Raw genomic sequence first — 13,062 nt, 5'->3', positions numbered from 1 at the left:
GAGCTCGATCTCCTTGGCGATCGACACACCGTCATTGGTGATCGTCGGAGCGCCCCACTTCTTCTCCAACACCACATTGCGACCCTTGGGACCAAGGGTCACCTTCACGGCATCGGCGAGCTGGTTCATCCCGCGCTCCAGACCCCGACGGGCCTCCTCATCGAACGCGATCATCCTTGCGGCCATAGGCTCCGTCCTCCCGAAAACACGACGGCCGTGACGGACCCGTCCGGCGCCCGCGACGGACCACCCCCGCGAGGAGGTGTCGCCGGCCGGATCCGCGCTGGCCCGCATTGGCACTCTCCTTCCCGGAGTGCCAATCCCTGACGCCAGTACTGTAACCACAAGTTGCGTGCCACGCACAAGTTGCGCGTCACGCAAAGATCTTCCGCTAGACTCCCCGCATGGACGACCTGGACCTGCGCACCCGCAACCGGCTCGCCACCCGCGCCGCCATCAGCGCCGCCGCCCTCCGGCTGGCCCTGGAGAACGGCCCGGAGAACGTGCGCGTCACGCAGATCGCCGAACTGGCCGGGGTCTCGCCGCGCACCTACAACAACCACTTCTCCAGCCGCGAGGAGGCGATCTGCGCCGTCGCGGCGGACCGCGGCGAGCAGCTCGCGGCGGCGCTGCGGGCCCGCCCGGAGGCCGAGCCGCTGAACGAGGCGCTGGTCGCCGCGGTGATCGAGGTGCACACGCCCGCCGAGCCGGACCGGGCGATCATCCGCATGATCGCCTCCAACCCGTCGCTGCGCGGCGAGTACCTCAAGGCGATGGCGGCGATCGAGCCGCCGCTGGCCGCCGCGATCGCCGAGCGGAGCGGTGCCGGCGAACTGGGCGCCGCCGTCCTGGCCGCCTCCGTCGTCGGCGCGACCGCCGCCGCGACCGGCCACTGGCTCCGGCTCGACGACGGTACGCCGTACGAGACCGTCCTGCGGGAGGCCCTCCAGCAGATCGGCCTCCCCGGGCTGTGTTTCTAAGTCCCGGCCCACGGCGCTCGCCTGGCGGCTCGCCCCTGACCGGGACTTGGCGAGCGCGGCCAGGCCTTTAGCCCCTCGTAGGGCGGTCGCGCGCACGCCGCGCGTCCGCCGCCCGGCGCAGCGCCTCCAGGCCGTGCGCGACCGGCGGCTGCCGCCCGCTGCCCCGCCGGACGCAGGTGATGATCCGCCGGGACGGCACCGGATCCCCGCGCAGCGGCACCCGGACCGCGCCGTTCTCGGGAGGCAGCGACGCGAGCCGGGGCACCAGCGCGACCCCGAAGCCCGCCGAGACCAGGGCGGAGACGGCGAACCACTCGTTGGCGTCGTGCGCGATGCCGGGCGTGAACCCGGCCGCGGCGCACGAGGCGAGCAGCAGATGGTGCTGGTCGGGACGGTTCGGGCAGCCGATCCACGGTTCGTGCGCCGCCTCGGCCAGCTCCACCGCGCCGCCCGCGGCCAGCGGATGCCCCGGCGGCACCAGGAGGTCCTGCGGCTCGTCCAGCAGCGGCCGCTGGTCGAAGCGCGGATCGCCGGGCGGCGGGCCGTCCGCCGTCGGGATCACCACGGCGATGTCGGTGCGGCGGGCCAGCAGCTGCGAGAACACCTTCTGGCTCTCCTGCTCGGCCATCCGCACGCCCAGCCGGGGGTGCTCGGCGCGCAGCAGCGCGGCCGCCGGGGCGACGAGCGCGGCCAGCGCGCTGGACACGGCGGCGAACCGGACCTGGCCCGAGGTGCCCTGGCGGTGCGCCGCGAGATCGGCCTGGGCCCGTTCCCACTGCGAGCAGAGCGTGTCGGCGTGCTCCAGCACCGTGTACGCGGCGGGCGTGAGGCGGACCCGGCGGCCCTGCGCCTCCAGCAGCGGCACGCCGAGGTCCTTGCCGAGCTGGCGGAGCTGCTGGGAGACCGTCGAGGGCGTGAGGTGCAGGACCTCGGCGGTCGCGGTGACCGTGCCCTCCTCCTGGAGGACGCGGAGAGTCTGCAGCCGAGGGTCGATCATGTGGCCATTCAACACGAAACCCTGCGGGATCTTGTGATGGCCGTGAACGATCCGTTCCCGGGAACGCGGACGGGCGGCGCGTGACCGCGCCGCCCGTCCATCGTGCGGGGATCCCGTGCCGGGCGCGAGACGCTAGGCGTCGTCGCCGGGGCCTTCGCCGGAGGCGTCCGCGGACGCCTCCCCGGAGCCGGGCCTGCCGTCGGGCGCCGCGTCGGGGTGGGCCTCGATGAACGCCGCGTACACCTCGTCGGCGATCACGCCCTTGGCCGAGACCTCGACGTCGTTCTCCCGGGCCCACTCGCGCACGTCGGAGTTGGTGTACCCCTTGATCTTGGCCGGGCTCGCGGCCTTGCGCCCCCGTCCGGCGGCCTTCACCTCGCGGGCCTTGTCGACGAACGCCTCGATGGTGTCGAGCGCGTCCCGCAGGCGCTTGTCGTTCGCGTCGCTCAGATCGATCGTGAACTTCCGTCCGAGGACGTCGAAGTCCCGCTTGGCGACATCGCTGTCCTCGGTGCCGTCGATGTCGTCGACGAGGATGACCTTCTCCGCCATGTGGTCCTTTCCGCTAGCTGGCTACCCAGACGCTAGCGGACTCGGGCGCGTAGTAGCGCCGCTCTCGCGGCGTGCCCTCTCGTTCTCATCGGCGCTGGTCGTCGCCCTGCCGGACGGGGCGATTCCGGCCCGCCCGGCCGGCTCGCCGCCCTCCGTCACCGGGACCGGCCGCCCGCCCTCCAACCGGGTCCCGCCCGTGCCGGGGGCGTGTACGGGCCGTGATGTGGGGGCCGTCACATTCAGAGTTCGAGTTGAACAAATTTTCAATTGGCTACAATCGCGGGCGTGCTCAGCATGAGTCGGCGATAGAGCGGGCCGCGTCGTTCAAGGGTGACGTGGCCCTTGCACGAGAGAGGGCGGGCGTATGGGACGCGGTCGGGCCAAGGCCAAGCAGACGAAGGTCGCGCGGAAGCTGAAGTACAGCGGAGGCGGTACCGACCTGGAGCGGCTTCGCCACGAGCTGGGAGTCACCGAGTCGCCCGCGGTGCCCGCGGGGCACGTGTCCGTCCCCGAGGACGCCGCCGAGGGCGAGCGTGACCATGACCGGGAGCCGGGCGCGTGAACGACGGCGCCCGCGTCCCGCACGGCCCCTGGACGAGGGCCTGAGGGATGCCGGTCCCCGCGCACCGGGCCCAGGCCGAGCTCTTCAAGACGCTCGGCCACCCGGTGCGCGTCCGGGTCCTCGAGATGCTGTGCGAGGGGCCCAGACCGGTCCGCGACCTGCTCGCGGAGATCGAGGTGGAGGCCTCCAACCTCTCCCAGCAGCTGGCGGTGCTGCGCCGCTCCGGGATCGTGACCGCCCGGCGCGAGGGGGCCAGCGTGACCTACGAGCTGGCGGGCGGTGACGTGTCGGAGCTGATGGGCGCGGCCCGGCGGATCCTGGCCGACCTGCCGGCCGGTGAGGACGAGCCCGCCACCGGGCTCGAGACCGGCGGCCGCACCCGGCTCGCCACCCGCTGAACCGTCCCGTCCACGGGGCATCCCCGGCCCCAATTTCTGGTCGCGCCGGAGTGAAAAGGCCCCAGCGGAGGACCAAGGTCCCTATCTGAGCCGCCCCTCCTCGACCACAGTGAAGATCGCGCCGGATGGCCGATCATGACCATGGTCCCCCCGTCCGGCCGCGCGCCGGTGGACGGGAGGGAGCGGGAATGGGCACGTCGCGGCCGCCCTGGCTGATGCTGGCCATGGCCACCCTCGGGTTCGCGCTGAACTGGGACGGATCCCGGTGGGCGCGCTGACCGACCGGTTCGGCGGGTGGGTGATGCATCGGCGTGTTCGGCATGGGCATGGGCGGCACCGCCGCTGCGGGGCTGGGAAAGAACACCGTGAGGCACGCGAGCCGAGGGAGCTGAGCACGATGACCGACCCCATCGCCGTGGGCACCGACGGATCGCCGGGCGCCTCCCGCGCGGTGCGGTGGGCGGCGGACGAGGCCGCCCTGCGCCGCCGGCCGCTGCACATCGTGCACGCCATCGACCGGGGCCTGTACGAGCTGCCGCTGTTCGCGCCCGGCCAGATCGCCGAGAGCGTCGCCGAGGCGGGCGAGGAGATCCTCACCGAGGCCGCGCGGACCGCCCGGGAGCACCGGCCCGGGATCGAGGTGACCACCGAGCTGGTCGCCGAGGCGATCGCGGTCGTGCTGGCCGACCGGTCCCGGCGCGCCTTCGAGCTGGTGGTGGGCCATCGCGGCCGGGGCGGGTTCGCCAGCCTGCTGCTGGGCTCGACCGGGCTGCGGCTGGCCGGGCACACCGCCGTGCCGGTCGTGATCGTGCGCGGCGATCCCGCGTCCGCCGAGGGCGGGGGAGAGGTCGTCGCCGGAATCGACCTGGTCTCGGACCCCGGCGGCATCCTCCGGTACGCCTTCGACGCCGCGTCCGTGCGCGGCGCCCGCGTCCGGGTCCTGCACGCCTGGCGGGACGGCGGCGCGGACCTGCCCGCCGCGGCGGTCGTGGAGAAGCTCGAGCAGGAGGTGGTCCGCGCCCAGGCCCCCGTGCGCGGGGACTTCCCGGACGTCGAGGTCGTGGCGGACATCGTCCGCGACCATCCCGTCACCGCCCTCCGCGAGGCGTCCCGCGGGGCCGCCCTGGTCGTCGTCGGCGCCCACGACCACAACTGGCTGAACGTCCCGGGCCTGGGCTCGGTCAGCCACGGCGTGATCCACCACGCCCACAGCCCGGTCGCCGTCGTCCAGTCCGGCTGACCGGCTAGGGTCGGGGGCATGGAGGGTGAGGGCGGTTCGGTCCGGGTGGACGTCTGGCTGTGGTCGGTGCGCCTGATCAAGACCCGGTCCATGGCCACCGGCGCGTGCCGTGCGGGGCACGTCCGGGTGAACGACGTGCGCGTCAAGCCGGCCTCGGTGGTGCGGCCGGGCGACGAGGTGCGGCTGCGGCTGGACGGCCGCGAGCGGATCGTCGTCGTCCAGAAGATCATCAAGAAGCGGGTCGGCGCGCCCGTCGCCCAGGAGTGCCTGATCGACAAGAGCCCGCCGCCGCCCCCGCGCGAGGCGCTGGTCCCGATCGCCCGGCGCGACCGCGGCGCGGGACGTCCCACCAAGCGCGACCGCCGCGAGATGGAGCGGCTCCGCAGCCGGCCGGGCATGCCGGCGCCCCCGGTACCGCCCGGTAAAGATCTGCCGACCGGATCTTGACTTTCCGGACATCCCGCCCGGGTACCGCCTCGTTGGTGACCGAAACACCGCCAACGAGGAACCGGGGGGCCGCGGCATGGGTGTCATCACGACGCGCGACGGAGTGGAGATCTTCTACAAGGACTGGGGCTCCGGCAGGCCCGTCCTGTTCTGCCACGGCTGGCCGCTGAACGCCGACGCCTGGGAGGACCAGCTGAAACTGGTCGCCGAGAACGGCTACCGCGGCATCGCCCACGACCGCCGCGGGCACGGCCGCTCCAGCCAGCCCTGGGACGGCTACGACTTCGACACCTTCGCCGACGACCTCAACGACCTCATCCAGGCCCTCGACCTGCGCGACATCGTCCTCGTCGCGCACTCCATGGGCGGCGGCGAACTCGCCCGCTACATCGGCCGCCACGGCACGGGCCGGGTCGGCAAGGCCGTCCTGCTGTCGGCGATCCCGCCGCTGATGCTCAAGACCGACACCAACCCCGAGGGCGTGCCCGCTGAGGCCTTCGAGGACATCAAGAAGGGCATCCTCGCCGAGCGCTCGCAGTTCTGGAAGGACGCCAGCGAGGGGTTCTTCGGCGCCAACCGCCCCGGCAACAAGGTGACCCAGGGCAACCGTGACGCCTTCTGGTACATGGCCATGCACGAGTCCATCCAGGCCGGGGTGAAGTGCGTCGACGCGTTCGCGCGCACCGACTTCACCGAGGACCTCAGGAAGTTCGACATCCCCACGCTCGTCGTCCACGGCGACGACGACCAGATCGTGCCCATCGACGCCACCGGCCGCAAGACCGCGGAGATCGTCGCGAACGCCACCCTCAAGGTCTACGAGCGGGGCTCCCACGGCATCGCGCTCGTCCCGGGCGACAAGGAGAAGTTCAACCGCGACCTGCTCGACTTCCTCAAGGGTTAGGGCCCGAAGTGGCCTCAGGCGTCGCGTGAAACCCGCCGGGCCGCCGCCCGGGCTCCGCCGGGCCGCGCTCAGCGTCGCCTGCCTGCTGGTGCTGACCGCGGGGGCCGGCCTGGTGCTGGCGCTGCTGGTCCACCTGGCGCCGCTCACCCTGGCGCTGGTGGCGACGCTGCTGATGGCGGCGCTGATCGAGCCGGTCTCCCGGAGGCTGCGGGCGCTGCGCCTCCCGCCGTGGCTGGCCGCGCTGGCCGGGGTGTTCGCGCTGATCGCGATGGTCTCGCTGCCGCTCGTGCTGATCGGGAACCAGACCGTCCGCCAGTGGCCGCACCTGCGCCTGGGCCTGCGGCGGGGACTGGACAAGATCCGCGAGCTGATCCTGGGCGGCCCGTTCCCGATCACCGCCCAGCGGCTCGACGCGCTCGCCGAGGACCTGCGGCACGCGCTGGTCAAGTCCGCCCCCGATCTGGCGACCGGCGCCGGGGTCGCCACCCAGGGCGTGGCGTCCATCCTGATCGCGCTGGTGCTGCTGTTCTTCGTCCTCAAGGACGGCGCCTCCATGTGGCGGTGGGCGCTGGGCCTCGCCCCCGCCCGCGTCCGCCACCGCGCCGACGCGGCGGCGCGGGCGGGCTGGGAGGCGCTGGTCGCCTACATCCGCGGGACGGTCCTGATCGCGTTCGTGGACGCCGTCGGCATCGGCACGGCGCTTCTGGTCATCGGGATCCCGCTGGCGCTGCCGCTCGCGCTGCTGACCTTCGTTGCCGCGTTCGTCCCGATCGCCGGGGCGACGGTCGCGGGCGCGGCGGCCGTGCTCATCGCCTTCGTGAGCAACGGCGTCGGCGACGCGCTGCTGGTGCTGGCGGCGGTGATCGTCGTGCAGCAGGCCGAGGGCCACCTGCTGCAACCGCTGATCATGGGCCGGGCGCTGCGGCTGCACCCCGCCGTCATCATCATCGCCGTCACCGCCGGGACGCTGCTGGCCGGGATCGCGGGCGCGATCGTCGCCGTCCCGGTCACGGCCGTGTCCTACCGGGTCGCGATGGTCCTGCGCGAGACGCCCGCCGAACCCCCCTGACGCGCCGCGCGGACGCGTGGAGCCCGGCGGTACCTGGTACGCCTCGTATACTGCCTGCCATGGCGCAACCGACCACGGAGCCGGACGCCCCCGCGCCCGCCGCGTCCGCCGCGTCCGAGGAGGGCCGTGACCTGGTCCGCGACGTGCTCGGACGGATCGGCGACAAATGGTCCGTGGTCGTCGTCTGCCGGCTGGGCGGCACCACCCGGCGTTTCAACGAGCTGCGCCGGCTCAGCGCCCCCATCACCCAGCGGATGCTCAGCGCGACGCTGCGCGGCCTGGAACGGGACGGCCTGGTGACGCGGACCGTCCACGACACCAAACCGCCGCGCGTCGACTACGCGCTCACTCCGCGCGGGCTCGGCCTCCTCCAGGTCGTCCGGCCGCTGGCCGGATGGGCCGAGGACAACGCCACCGAGATCCGGGACTCGCGGGCGGCCTTCGACGCCCGGTGACCCACCGGCACCGGATCGTCACCGTGAGATGAACCGGCGGACTCCCGCATTTCACGATGCGTCCGCTTTCCGCGGTCATGACAAGGGAGCCATGTGTTGATCTTCCTAGCGTTGTCGGAGACCGCATGAAACGCCGCAGATTTCTCGCCGCCGCCGGTCTGGCCGGGCTGGGCACCGGGTGCGGGCAGGCCTCCTCCGGGGTCTCCGCGCCGCGGAAGCCGCTCTGGATCCCGCCGATGCTGCGGCCGCGGCGCGACGTCGACGGCGTCCGCCGGTTCCAGCTGAACCTGCGGCCGGGGCGGACCGAGTTCCTCCCCGGCAAGAGGGCCGCGACCTGGGGCGTCAACGGCCCCCACCTCGGCCCGACGCTGCGCGCCTCGCGCGGCGACCGGGTGGAGATGCGGGTCATCAACGGGCTCCCCGAGTCGACCACGCTGCACTGGCACGGAGTGCGGGTGCCCGCCGAGGCGGACGGCGGCCCGCACCAGATCATCGGCCCGTACGGGATGTGGGTGCCGGAGTGGACCATCGACCAGCCCGCCGCCAGCGCCTGGTACCACCCCCACCCCCACGGCCGCACCGAACTGCACATCTACCGCGGCATCGCCGGGATGTTCCTCATCGACGCCCCGGACGCGCCCGACGCCCTGCCCCGCGCCTACGGCGTGGACGACATCCCGCTGATCATCCAGGACCGGACCTTCCGCGCCGACGGTTCGCTGGACGAGGCCGCGCTGTACCAGGACAGGTTCGGATTCGAGGGGCAGACCGTCCTGGTCAACGGCACCTACCGGCCCCTCCTGCGCGTCGGCGCCGCGCGCGTGCGGTTCCGGCTGCTGAACGCCTCCAGCGCCCGCGTCTACCAGGTCGGATTCACCGACGGGCGCCGCTTCCACCTGATCGCCACCGACGTCGGCCTGCTCGCCGCGCCGCTGGAGGTCGACCGCGTGCAGCTCAGCCCGGGCGAGCGGGCGGAGGTGCTGGTCGACTTCGCGGCGGGCGACCGGGTGACGCTCAACAGCCTGGGCGAGCAGCCCAAGAACACCGCCGGCGACGGGAAGGCCGACGGGAAGGACGACCTCGACCTGCTGGCGATCGCGGCGGCCGGGCGGCTCACCCGCGCGGGCCGGATGCCGTCGCGGCTGTCGGCCGACCCGATGATCGAGCCGCCGCCCGGCGCCCGCGTCCGCACGTTCGTCCTGGGCCACCACGACATCAACGGCAAGATCATGGACATGGGCCGCATCGACGAGGTCGTGCCCGCGGGGAGCACCGAGATCTGGGAGATCCGGAACGAGAGCTTCGCCCACAACTTCCACATCCACGGGGTCGCGTTCAGTGTCCTGGACGTCAACGGGGCGCCGCCTCCCGGCCACCTCCGCGGCCTCAAGGACACCGTCCTCGTCCCCAGGGCGGGCACGGTCAGGGTCGCGGTCACCTTCAGCGAATGGTCCGACCCCGTCAGGCCGTACATGTTCCACTGCCACTTCCTCCGGCACGAGGACCTGGGCATGATGGGCCAGTTCGTCGTCGTCGAAGCGGGCACCGAGGACCGGGTCCCGACCCGGCTTCCCGGCATACCCGCCCACCACCGCCGGCGCCACTGACGTCATGTCGTCCGGCCGGGCGCCGGCAGCGGGCCGCGGGACGCGTCCGGGAGGCGGCCGGGGGTGTGGCCGTACTCCTTGGCGTAGGCCGCGATGAAGGCGGACGGGCTGCCGTAGCCGACGCGGTGGGCGACCTTGGTCACCGGCTCGGTCCGCAGGAGGGCGCGGGCCGCGCTCAGGCGCAGCTTGGTCCGCCAGGTCGTGTACGACATGCCGAACTCGCGGGTGAAGTCGCGCTGGAGCGTCTTCACGCTGATGCGGAGGTGGTCGGCCCATTCGGCCAGGCCGGTGGGGTCGCCGGGGTCGTGCGTCATCCGGCGCGCGACCGACCTCGCGAACCCGAGCCCGGACGCGCGGGCCGCGGCCTGGGCGTCGGACGAGGCGGCGAGGCCCGCCATGATGCGCTCGCGGGCGGCGAGCGCGGCGGCCGCGTCGTACCCGGGCCGGGAGATCTCCTGGACGAGCAGCGCCGCCTCCTCCGTCAGCGACACCGGCCCGGCGTGCAGCCCGCCGATCCCGGGGGGCACCTCGCGCAGGCAGACCCGGTAGACGGTCTGCCGCTCCCCGGCGGTCACCTCGTGGACGACGGCGCGCCGTGCCCAGAACGCCTCCTCGGAGGCGGTGAAGCACGAGGACGGGCCGTGCGCCGACGCCAGGACGCCGTCGGGGGACCAGTAGAGCTGGTGCAGGAAGTCCTGGCGCTGCGGCCCGAACGACAGGGACCCGGACGACCGGTAGCGCAGGATCAGGATGCCTCCCGGGGTGCCGAGCCCGTAGCCGAACTCCTCGCACCGCTCCGGATTGACCAGATTGTCCAGGGAGTGTCCCAGCACCGTCACAAGACGACCTCTCAGCGATATCCAGCGAACTGAGGTAAGGCTAACCTAATTCGCGCTGCCGCTGTTCGGGCGGTGCCCCAATCCTGTGCACGAAGGAATCGACCATGTCCCCACGCAAGTCCCGGCGGATCGCGGCGGCGCTCGCGTCAGCCGCCGCCACGGCGCTCGTCCTGACGATCTCCGGCTGCGGCTCGTCCGGATCGGCGGCGTCGTCCGGCGCGACCCGCGTGTTCGAGGCCGACAACGGCAGGGTGACGATCCCGGCCGCGCCGAAGCGCATCGTCGCCACCGGGTACGCCGTCCCCGTCCTCATCGAGGCGGACGCGCCGCTGGCCGGCATCTCCGAGTGGACGCGCGGCGTGCCGATGATGACGCGGGAGGACCTCGCGACCTACCAGAGGCTCACCAAGATCGCGGGCAACCCGGCCGACACCACCAACTACGAGGCGATCGCCAAGGTCAAGCCGGACCTCATCATCGTCGGGGTGCCCAAGCCCGTCCTCGGCGACCTCGACATGAAGCGCCTGGAGTCAATCGCCCCGGTGGCGGTCGTCGGGCCGTCGCTGCCGTCGTCCTGGCGCGAGCTGTCCAGGCGGCAGGCGGACGCCGCGGGACGGGCCGCGACCTTCCAGCAGACCAAGGACGCCTACGAGAAGCGGGCCGCGGAGCTGAAGGCCAAGTACGCCGGCGTGCTCGGCGGCCTCGAGTTCGGGCACGTCGGAGCCTACGGCGAGGGGCAGCAGGGGACCTTCCAGCGCGAGTTCGCCGGATCCTGGGGCACCAACATCGCCACCGACGCCGGCGTCACCTACTACGGCCAGGTCAAGAAGAAGGGCGGCGGCTCCAGGGACGTGAGCGAGTACCCCTCCATCGAGGAGGTCCCCGCCAGCCTCGGCGAGGCGGACGCCATCACCTACACCGTCAACGCCGACGGCTCCGTCCCCGACCCGGTGAAGTACGTCCTGGACTCCAAGCTGTGGAAGAACCTGCCCGCGGTGAAGGCCGGGAAGACCTTCGCCGTCCGCTACACCGAGGCGGCCACCTACACCTCCGCGCTCAAGACCCTCGACGCGCTCGACACGGCCCTCGCGCCGCTGGTGAAGTCATGACCGCGGTCGACCGCAGCGAACCGGGGGCGCGCGTCGCCGCCCACCACCGCGACGGCACGGGCCTGACCCGCGTCCCCTACCCGATCGAGGTCCGGACCGCGACCGTGCGGCGGCGGGAGACGGTCACCCCGAACATTCTGCGGCTGACGTTCGGCGGGCCGGGTACGGCGGGGCTGCACACCTACCAGTTCGACGACCACGTCCGGATCGTCTTCCCCGACCCGGACGGGACTCGCCGCGACCCCGTCCCGAACCGGCGGACGATGATGCTCGACTGGCCGCGCCCGATGCCGCGCACCCGCAAGTACACGATCCGCCGGTACGCGGGCGACGAGATCGACATCGACTTCGTGCTGCACCCGGGCGGGCTGGCCTCCGACTGGGCGCGCCGCGTCGAACCGGGGGAGGAGGCCGTGCTCGCCGGACCGCCCGGCGCCAAGGCGTTCGCGCAGACCTACGACCACTACGTGCTCGCGGTGGACGCCACGGCGCTCCCCGCCGCCGCGCGCTGGCTGGAGGAGTCGCCCGCGGACGTGTCCGCCCACATCGTCGTCGAGACCGCCGATCCCGCCGACCACGCCTACCCCTTGGCCGACCGGCGCGGCGTGGAGGTCACCTGGCTCGTCCACGCGGAGGGCGGGCTCGCCGACGCGGTCCGCTCGCTGGACCTGCCCGAAGCCCGGACGTTCCTCTTCGCGGCGGGCGAGACGGAGGCCGTCAAGCCGCTGCGGGCCTGGAGCTCGGAACGGATGGACGCGCTGTTCACCGGCTACTGGAAACGTGGAGTCTCCGGGCTTGAAGACTGAGTCCCCAACGTCGCCGGACGCGCGGAGGGGACGCGCCGGCCTGCTGCTGGTCGGCGTCGCGCTGATCGCCGCGCTGGCGGTGCTGAGCGTGTGCGTCGGCGCGCAGGCCGTCGCGCCCGGCGAGATCTGGCGCGCGTTCACCGACCACACCGGCACCGACCAGCAGACGATCGTCCGGGACGTCCGGCTGCCGCGCACGCTCCTCGCCGTGTGCGTGGGCGCGGCGCTCGGCGTCGCGGGCGCGCTCGTCCAGACGCTGACCCGCAACCCGCTCGCCGAGCCCGGCATCCTGGGCGTCACGTCCGGCGCCGGGTTCGCGATCATCGTGGGCACGGTCCTGGGCACCGGCGACTCGCAGCTCTCGCGGCTGCTCCTGGCCGTCGCCGGGGCGGTCCTGGCGACCGCCGTCGTGTACGGGGTGGGGCGGACGTACCCGCTGCGGCTCATCCTCGCGGGCGTCGCGGTGACCTTCGTCCTGTCGGGCGTGTCGCTCGGCCTGCGCCTGGTCCACCCGGAGGCGCTGGACCGCCTCCGCTTCTGGTCCGTCGGATCGCTGGCCGGCCGCGCCCTCATCTGGGCCGTCCGCCGGCACGGGACGGCGGCGCTGTGACCGTCATCCGGATCGGGCCCGTGTCCGCGCGGGCCGAGCGGCGGACGCTCGCGGCCACCGCCGCGCTGGGCGCCGTCGCGCTGGTACTGGCGGCGGTCGCGCAATGCCGCGGGGACGTGTTGGGACCCCGCCCGCCGAGGTGCTGCCCGCGCTCTTCGGGCACGGCGACGCGGCGATCGCCGTCCGGGAATGGCGGCTGCCGCGCGTCGCCGCCGCGCTGGTGTTTGGCGCCGCGCTGGGATTGTCCGGCGCGATCTTCCAGAACCTCACCCGCAACCGTTCCTAAGGACTGTGCATAAGTTGCTCAGCCGCGCGCCCCGAACGGTCTTGGACGCACTGGTCCCCGGCGTACTCGACCCCGGGCCGGCGACACGCATCCTGTGCGTGGTCCGTTCCCGGGAGGCCGGTTCCCTACGCGACCTGGCCAAGTGGGCTCGACCAGAGGCGACGGGGAGGCCCCAGACCATCACTCCGGTGGAAAGGGGGC

General features: G+C 73.2%; 17 protein-coding genes. 13 read left to right on the top strand and 4 right to left on the bottom strand.

Annotated features, from left to right (window positions below):
- Nucleotides 1–186 (bottom strand): TCP-1/cpn60 chaperonin family protein (locus ACFPZN_RS54470; RefSeq protein WP_378293015.1); only part of this gene is annotated, 186 nt, incomplete at its 3' end.
- Between the two features lie 218 nt (nucleotides 187–404).
- Between ACFPZN_RS54470 and ACFPZN_RS54465 the strand changes: the two genes are divergently transcribed.
- Nucleotides 405–980 (top strand): TetR/AcrR family transcriptional regulator, encoded by a 576-nt coding sequence (locus ACFPZN_RS54465; protein WP_378293013.1) that lies wholly within the window; start codon nucleotides 405–407, stop codon nucleotides 978–980.
- A 67-nt stretch (nucleotides 981–1,047) separates the two neighbouring features.
- On the opposite strand, the gene ACFPZN_RS54460 is transcribed toward ACFPZN_RS54465, so the two are convergent.
- Entirely contained in the window at nucleotides 1,048–1,977 is a 930-nt protein-coding gene (locus ACFPZN_RS54460; protein WP_378293011.1) for a LysR family transcriptional regulator, read from the bottom strand.
- Nucleotides 1,978–2,109: 132 nt separating this feature from the next.
- Nucleotides 2,110–2,529 carry a histone-like nucleoid-structuring protein Lsr2 gene (locus ACFPZN_RS54455; protein ID WP_378293009.1) on the bottom strand — a complete coding sequence of 140 codons (420 nt, stop codon included), beginning with the start codon at nucleotides 2,527–2,529 and terminating at the stop codon, nucleotides 2,110–2,112.
- 364 nt (nucleotides 2,530–2,893) lie between these two features.
- Between ACFPZN_RS54455 and ACFPZN_RS54450 the strand changes: the two genes are divergently transcribed.
- From ACFPZN_RS54450 to ACFPZN_RS54415, 8 genes are all read left to right on the top strand, one after another.
- Entirely contained in the window at nucleotides 2,894–3,091 is a 198-nt protein-coding gene (locus ACFPZN_RS54450) for a DUF3073 domain-containing protein (RefSeq protein ID WP_378293007.1), read from the top strand.
- Between the two features lie 47 nt (nucleotides 3,092–3,138).
- The gene (locus ACFPZN_RS54445) at nucleotides 3,139–3,489 is read left to right on the top strand and encodes an ArsR/SmtB family transcription factor (protein WP_378293005.1); all 351 of its coding nucleotides are present in this window, start codon (nucleotides 3,139–3,141) and stop codon (nucleotides 3,487–3,489) included.
- Between the two features lie 397 nt (nucleotides 3,490–3,886).
- Nucleotides 3,887–4,729 carry a universal stress protein gene (locus tag ACFPZN_RS54440; protein ID WP_378293003.1) on the top strand — a complete coding sequence of 281 codons (843 nt, stop codon included), beginning with the start codon at nucleotides 3,887–3,889 and terminating at the stop codon, nucleotides 4,727–4,729.
- A gap of 18 nt (nucleotides 4,730–4,747) precedes the next feature.
- Entirely contained in the window at nucleotides 4,748–5,176 is a 429-nt protein-coding gene (locus tag ACFPZN_RS54435; protein WP_378293001.1) for an RNA-binding S4 domain-containing protein, read from the top strand.
- Nucleotides 5,177–5,252: 76 nt separating this feature from the next.
- Nucleotides 5,253–6,080 carry an alpha/beta fold hydrolase gene (locus ACFPZN_RS54430; RefSeq protein ID WP_378292999.1) on the top strand — a complete coding sequence of 276 codons (828 nt, stop codon included), beginning with the start codon at nucleotides 5,253–5,255 and terminating at the stop codon, nucleotides 6,078–6,080.
- A gap of 25 nt (nucleotides 6,081–6,105) precedes the next feature.
- On the top strand, nucleotides 6,106–7,149 hold the full coding sequence (locus tag ACFPZN_RS54425; protein WP_378292997.1) for an AI-2E family transporter: 1,044 nt from the start codon (nucleotides 6,106–6,108) through the stop codon (nucleotides 7,147–7,149).
- 59 nt (nucleotides 7,150–7,208) lie between these two features.
- The gene (locus ACFPZN_RS54420; protein WP_378292995.1) at nucleotides 7,209–7,604 is read left to right on the top strand and encodes a winged helix-turn-helix transcriptional regulator; all 396 of its coding nucleotides are present in this window, start codon (nucleotides 7,209–7,211) and stop codon (nucleotides 7,602–7,604) included.
- A 125-nt stretch (nucleotides 7,605–7,729) separates the two neighbouring features.
- Nucleotides 7,730–9,211 (top strand): multicopper oxidase family protein, encoded by a 1,482-nt coding sequence (locus ACFPZN_RS54415; protein ID WP_378292993.1) that lies wholly within the window; start codon nucleotides 7,730–7,732, stop codon nucleotides 9,209–9,211.
- A gap of 2 nt (nucleotides 9,212–9,213) precedes the next feature.
- Here the strand turns inward: ACFPZN_RS54415 and ACFPZN_RS54410 are convergent, their stop codons facing one another.
- Nucleotides 9,214–10,050 carry a helix-turn-helix transcriptional regulator gene (locus tag ACFPZN_RS54410; RefSeq protein WP_378292991.1) on the bottom strand — a complete coding sequence of 279 codons (837 nt, stop codon included), beginning with the start codon at nucleotides 10,048–10,050 and terminating at the stop codon, nucleotides 9,214–9,216.
- 104 nt (nucleotides 10,051–10,154) lie between these two features.
- Here ACFPZN_RS54410 and ACFPZN_RS54405 point away from each other — a divergent pair, with 104 nt between their 5' ends.
- The 4 genes from ACFPZN_RS54405 (at nucleotide 10,155) to ACFPZN_RS54390 (ending at nucleotide 12,861) form a co-directional block, all read left to right on the top strand.
- Nucleotides 10,155–11,159, top strand: coding sequence for an ABC transporter substrate-binding protein (locus ACFPZN_RS54405; protein ID WP_378292988.1), 1,005 nt, complete (start codon nucleotides 10,155–10,157; stop codon nucleotides 11,157–11,159).
- The gene (locus ACFPZN_RS54400; protein WP_378292986.1) at nucleotides 11,156–11,965 is read left to right on the top strand and encodes a siderophore-interacting protein; all 810 of its coding nucleotides are present in this window, start codon (nucleotides 11,156–11,158) and stop codon (nucleotides 11,963–11,965) included. The genes ACFPZN_RS54405 and ACFPZN_RS54400 overlap by 4 nt, the downstream gene beginning before the upstream one ends.
- On the top strand, nucleotides 11,955–12,575 hold the full coding sequence (locus ACFPZN_RS54395; RefSeq protein ID WP_378292984.1) for a FecCD family ABC transporter permease: 621 nt from the start codon (nucleotides 11,955–11,957) through the stop codon (nucleotides 12,573–12,575). Before ACFPZN_RS54400 ends, ACFPZN_RS54395 begins: the two co-directional genes overlap by 11 nt.
- A 103-nt stretch (nucleotides 12,576–12,678) precedes the next feature.
- Nucleotides 12,679–12,861, top strand: a complete 183-nt coding sequence (locus ACFPZN_RS54390) for an iron chelate uptake ABC transporter family permease subunit (protein WP_378292982.1) — start codon at nucleotides 12,679–12,681, stop codon at nucleotides 12,859–12,861.
- The last annotated feature ends 201 nt before the right edge of the window (nucleotides 12,862–13,062 follow it).

Source organism: Actinomadura rugatobispora (assembly GCF_042656285.1).
Lineage (GTDB): Bacteria > Actinomycetota > Actinomycetes > Streptosporangiales > Streptosporangiaceae > Spirillospora > Spirillospora rugatobispora.
This window is presented reverse-complemented; position numbering and strand designations above follow the sequence as displayed.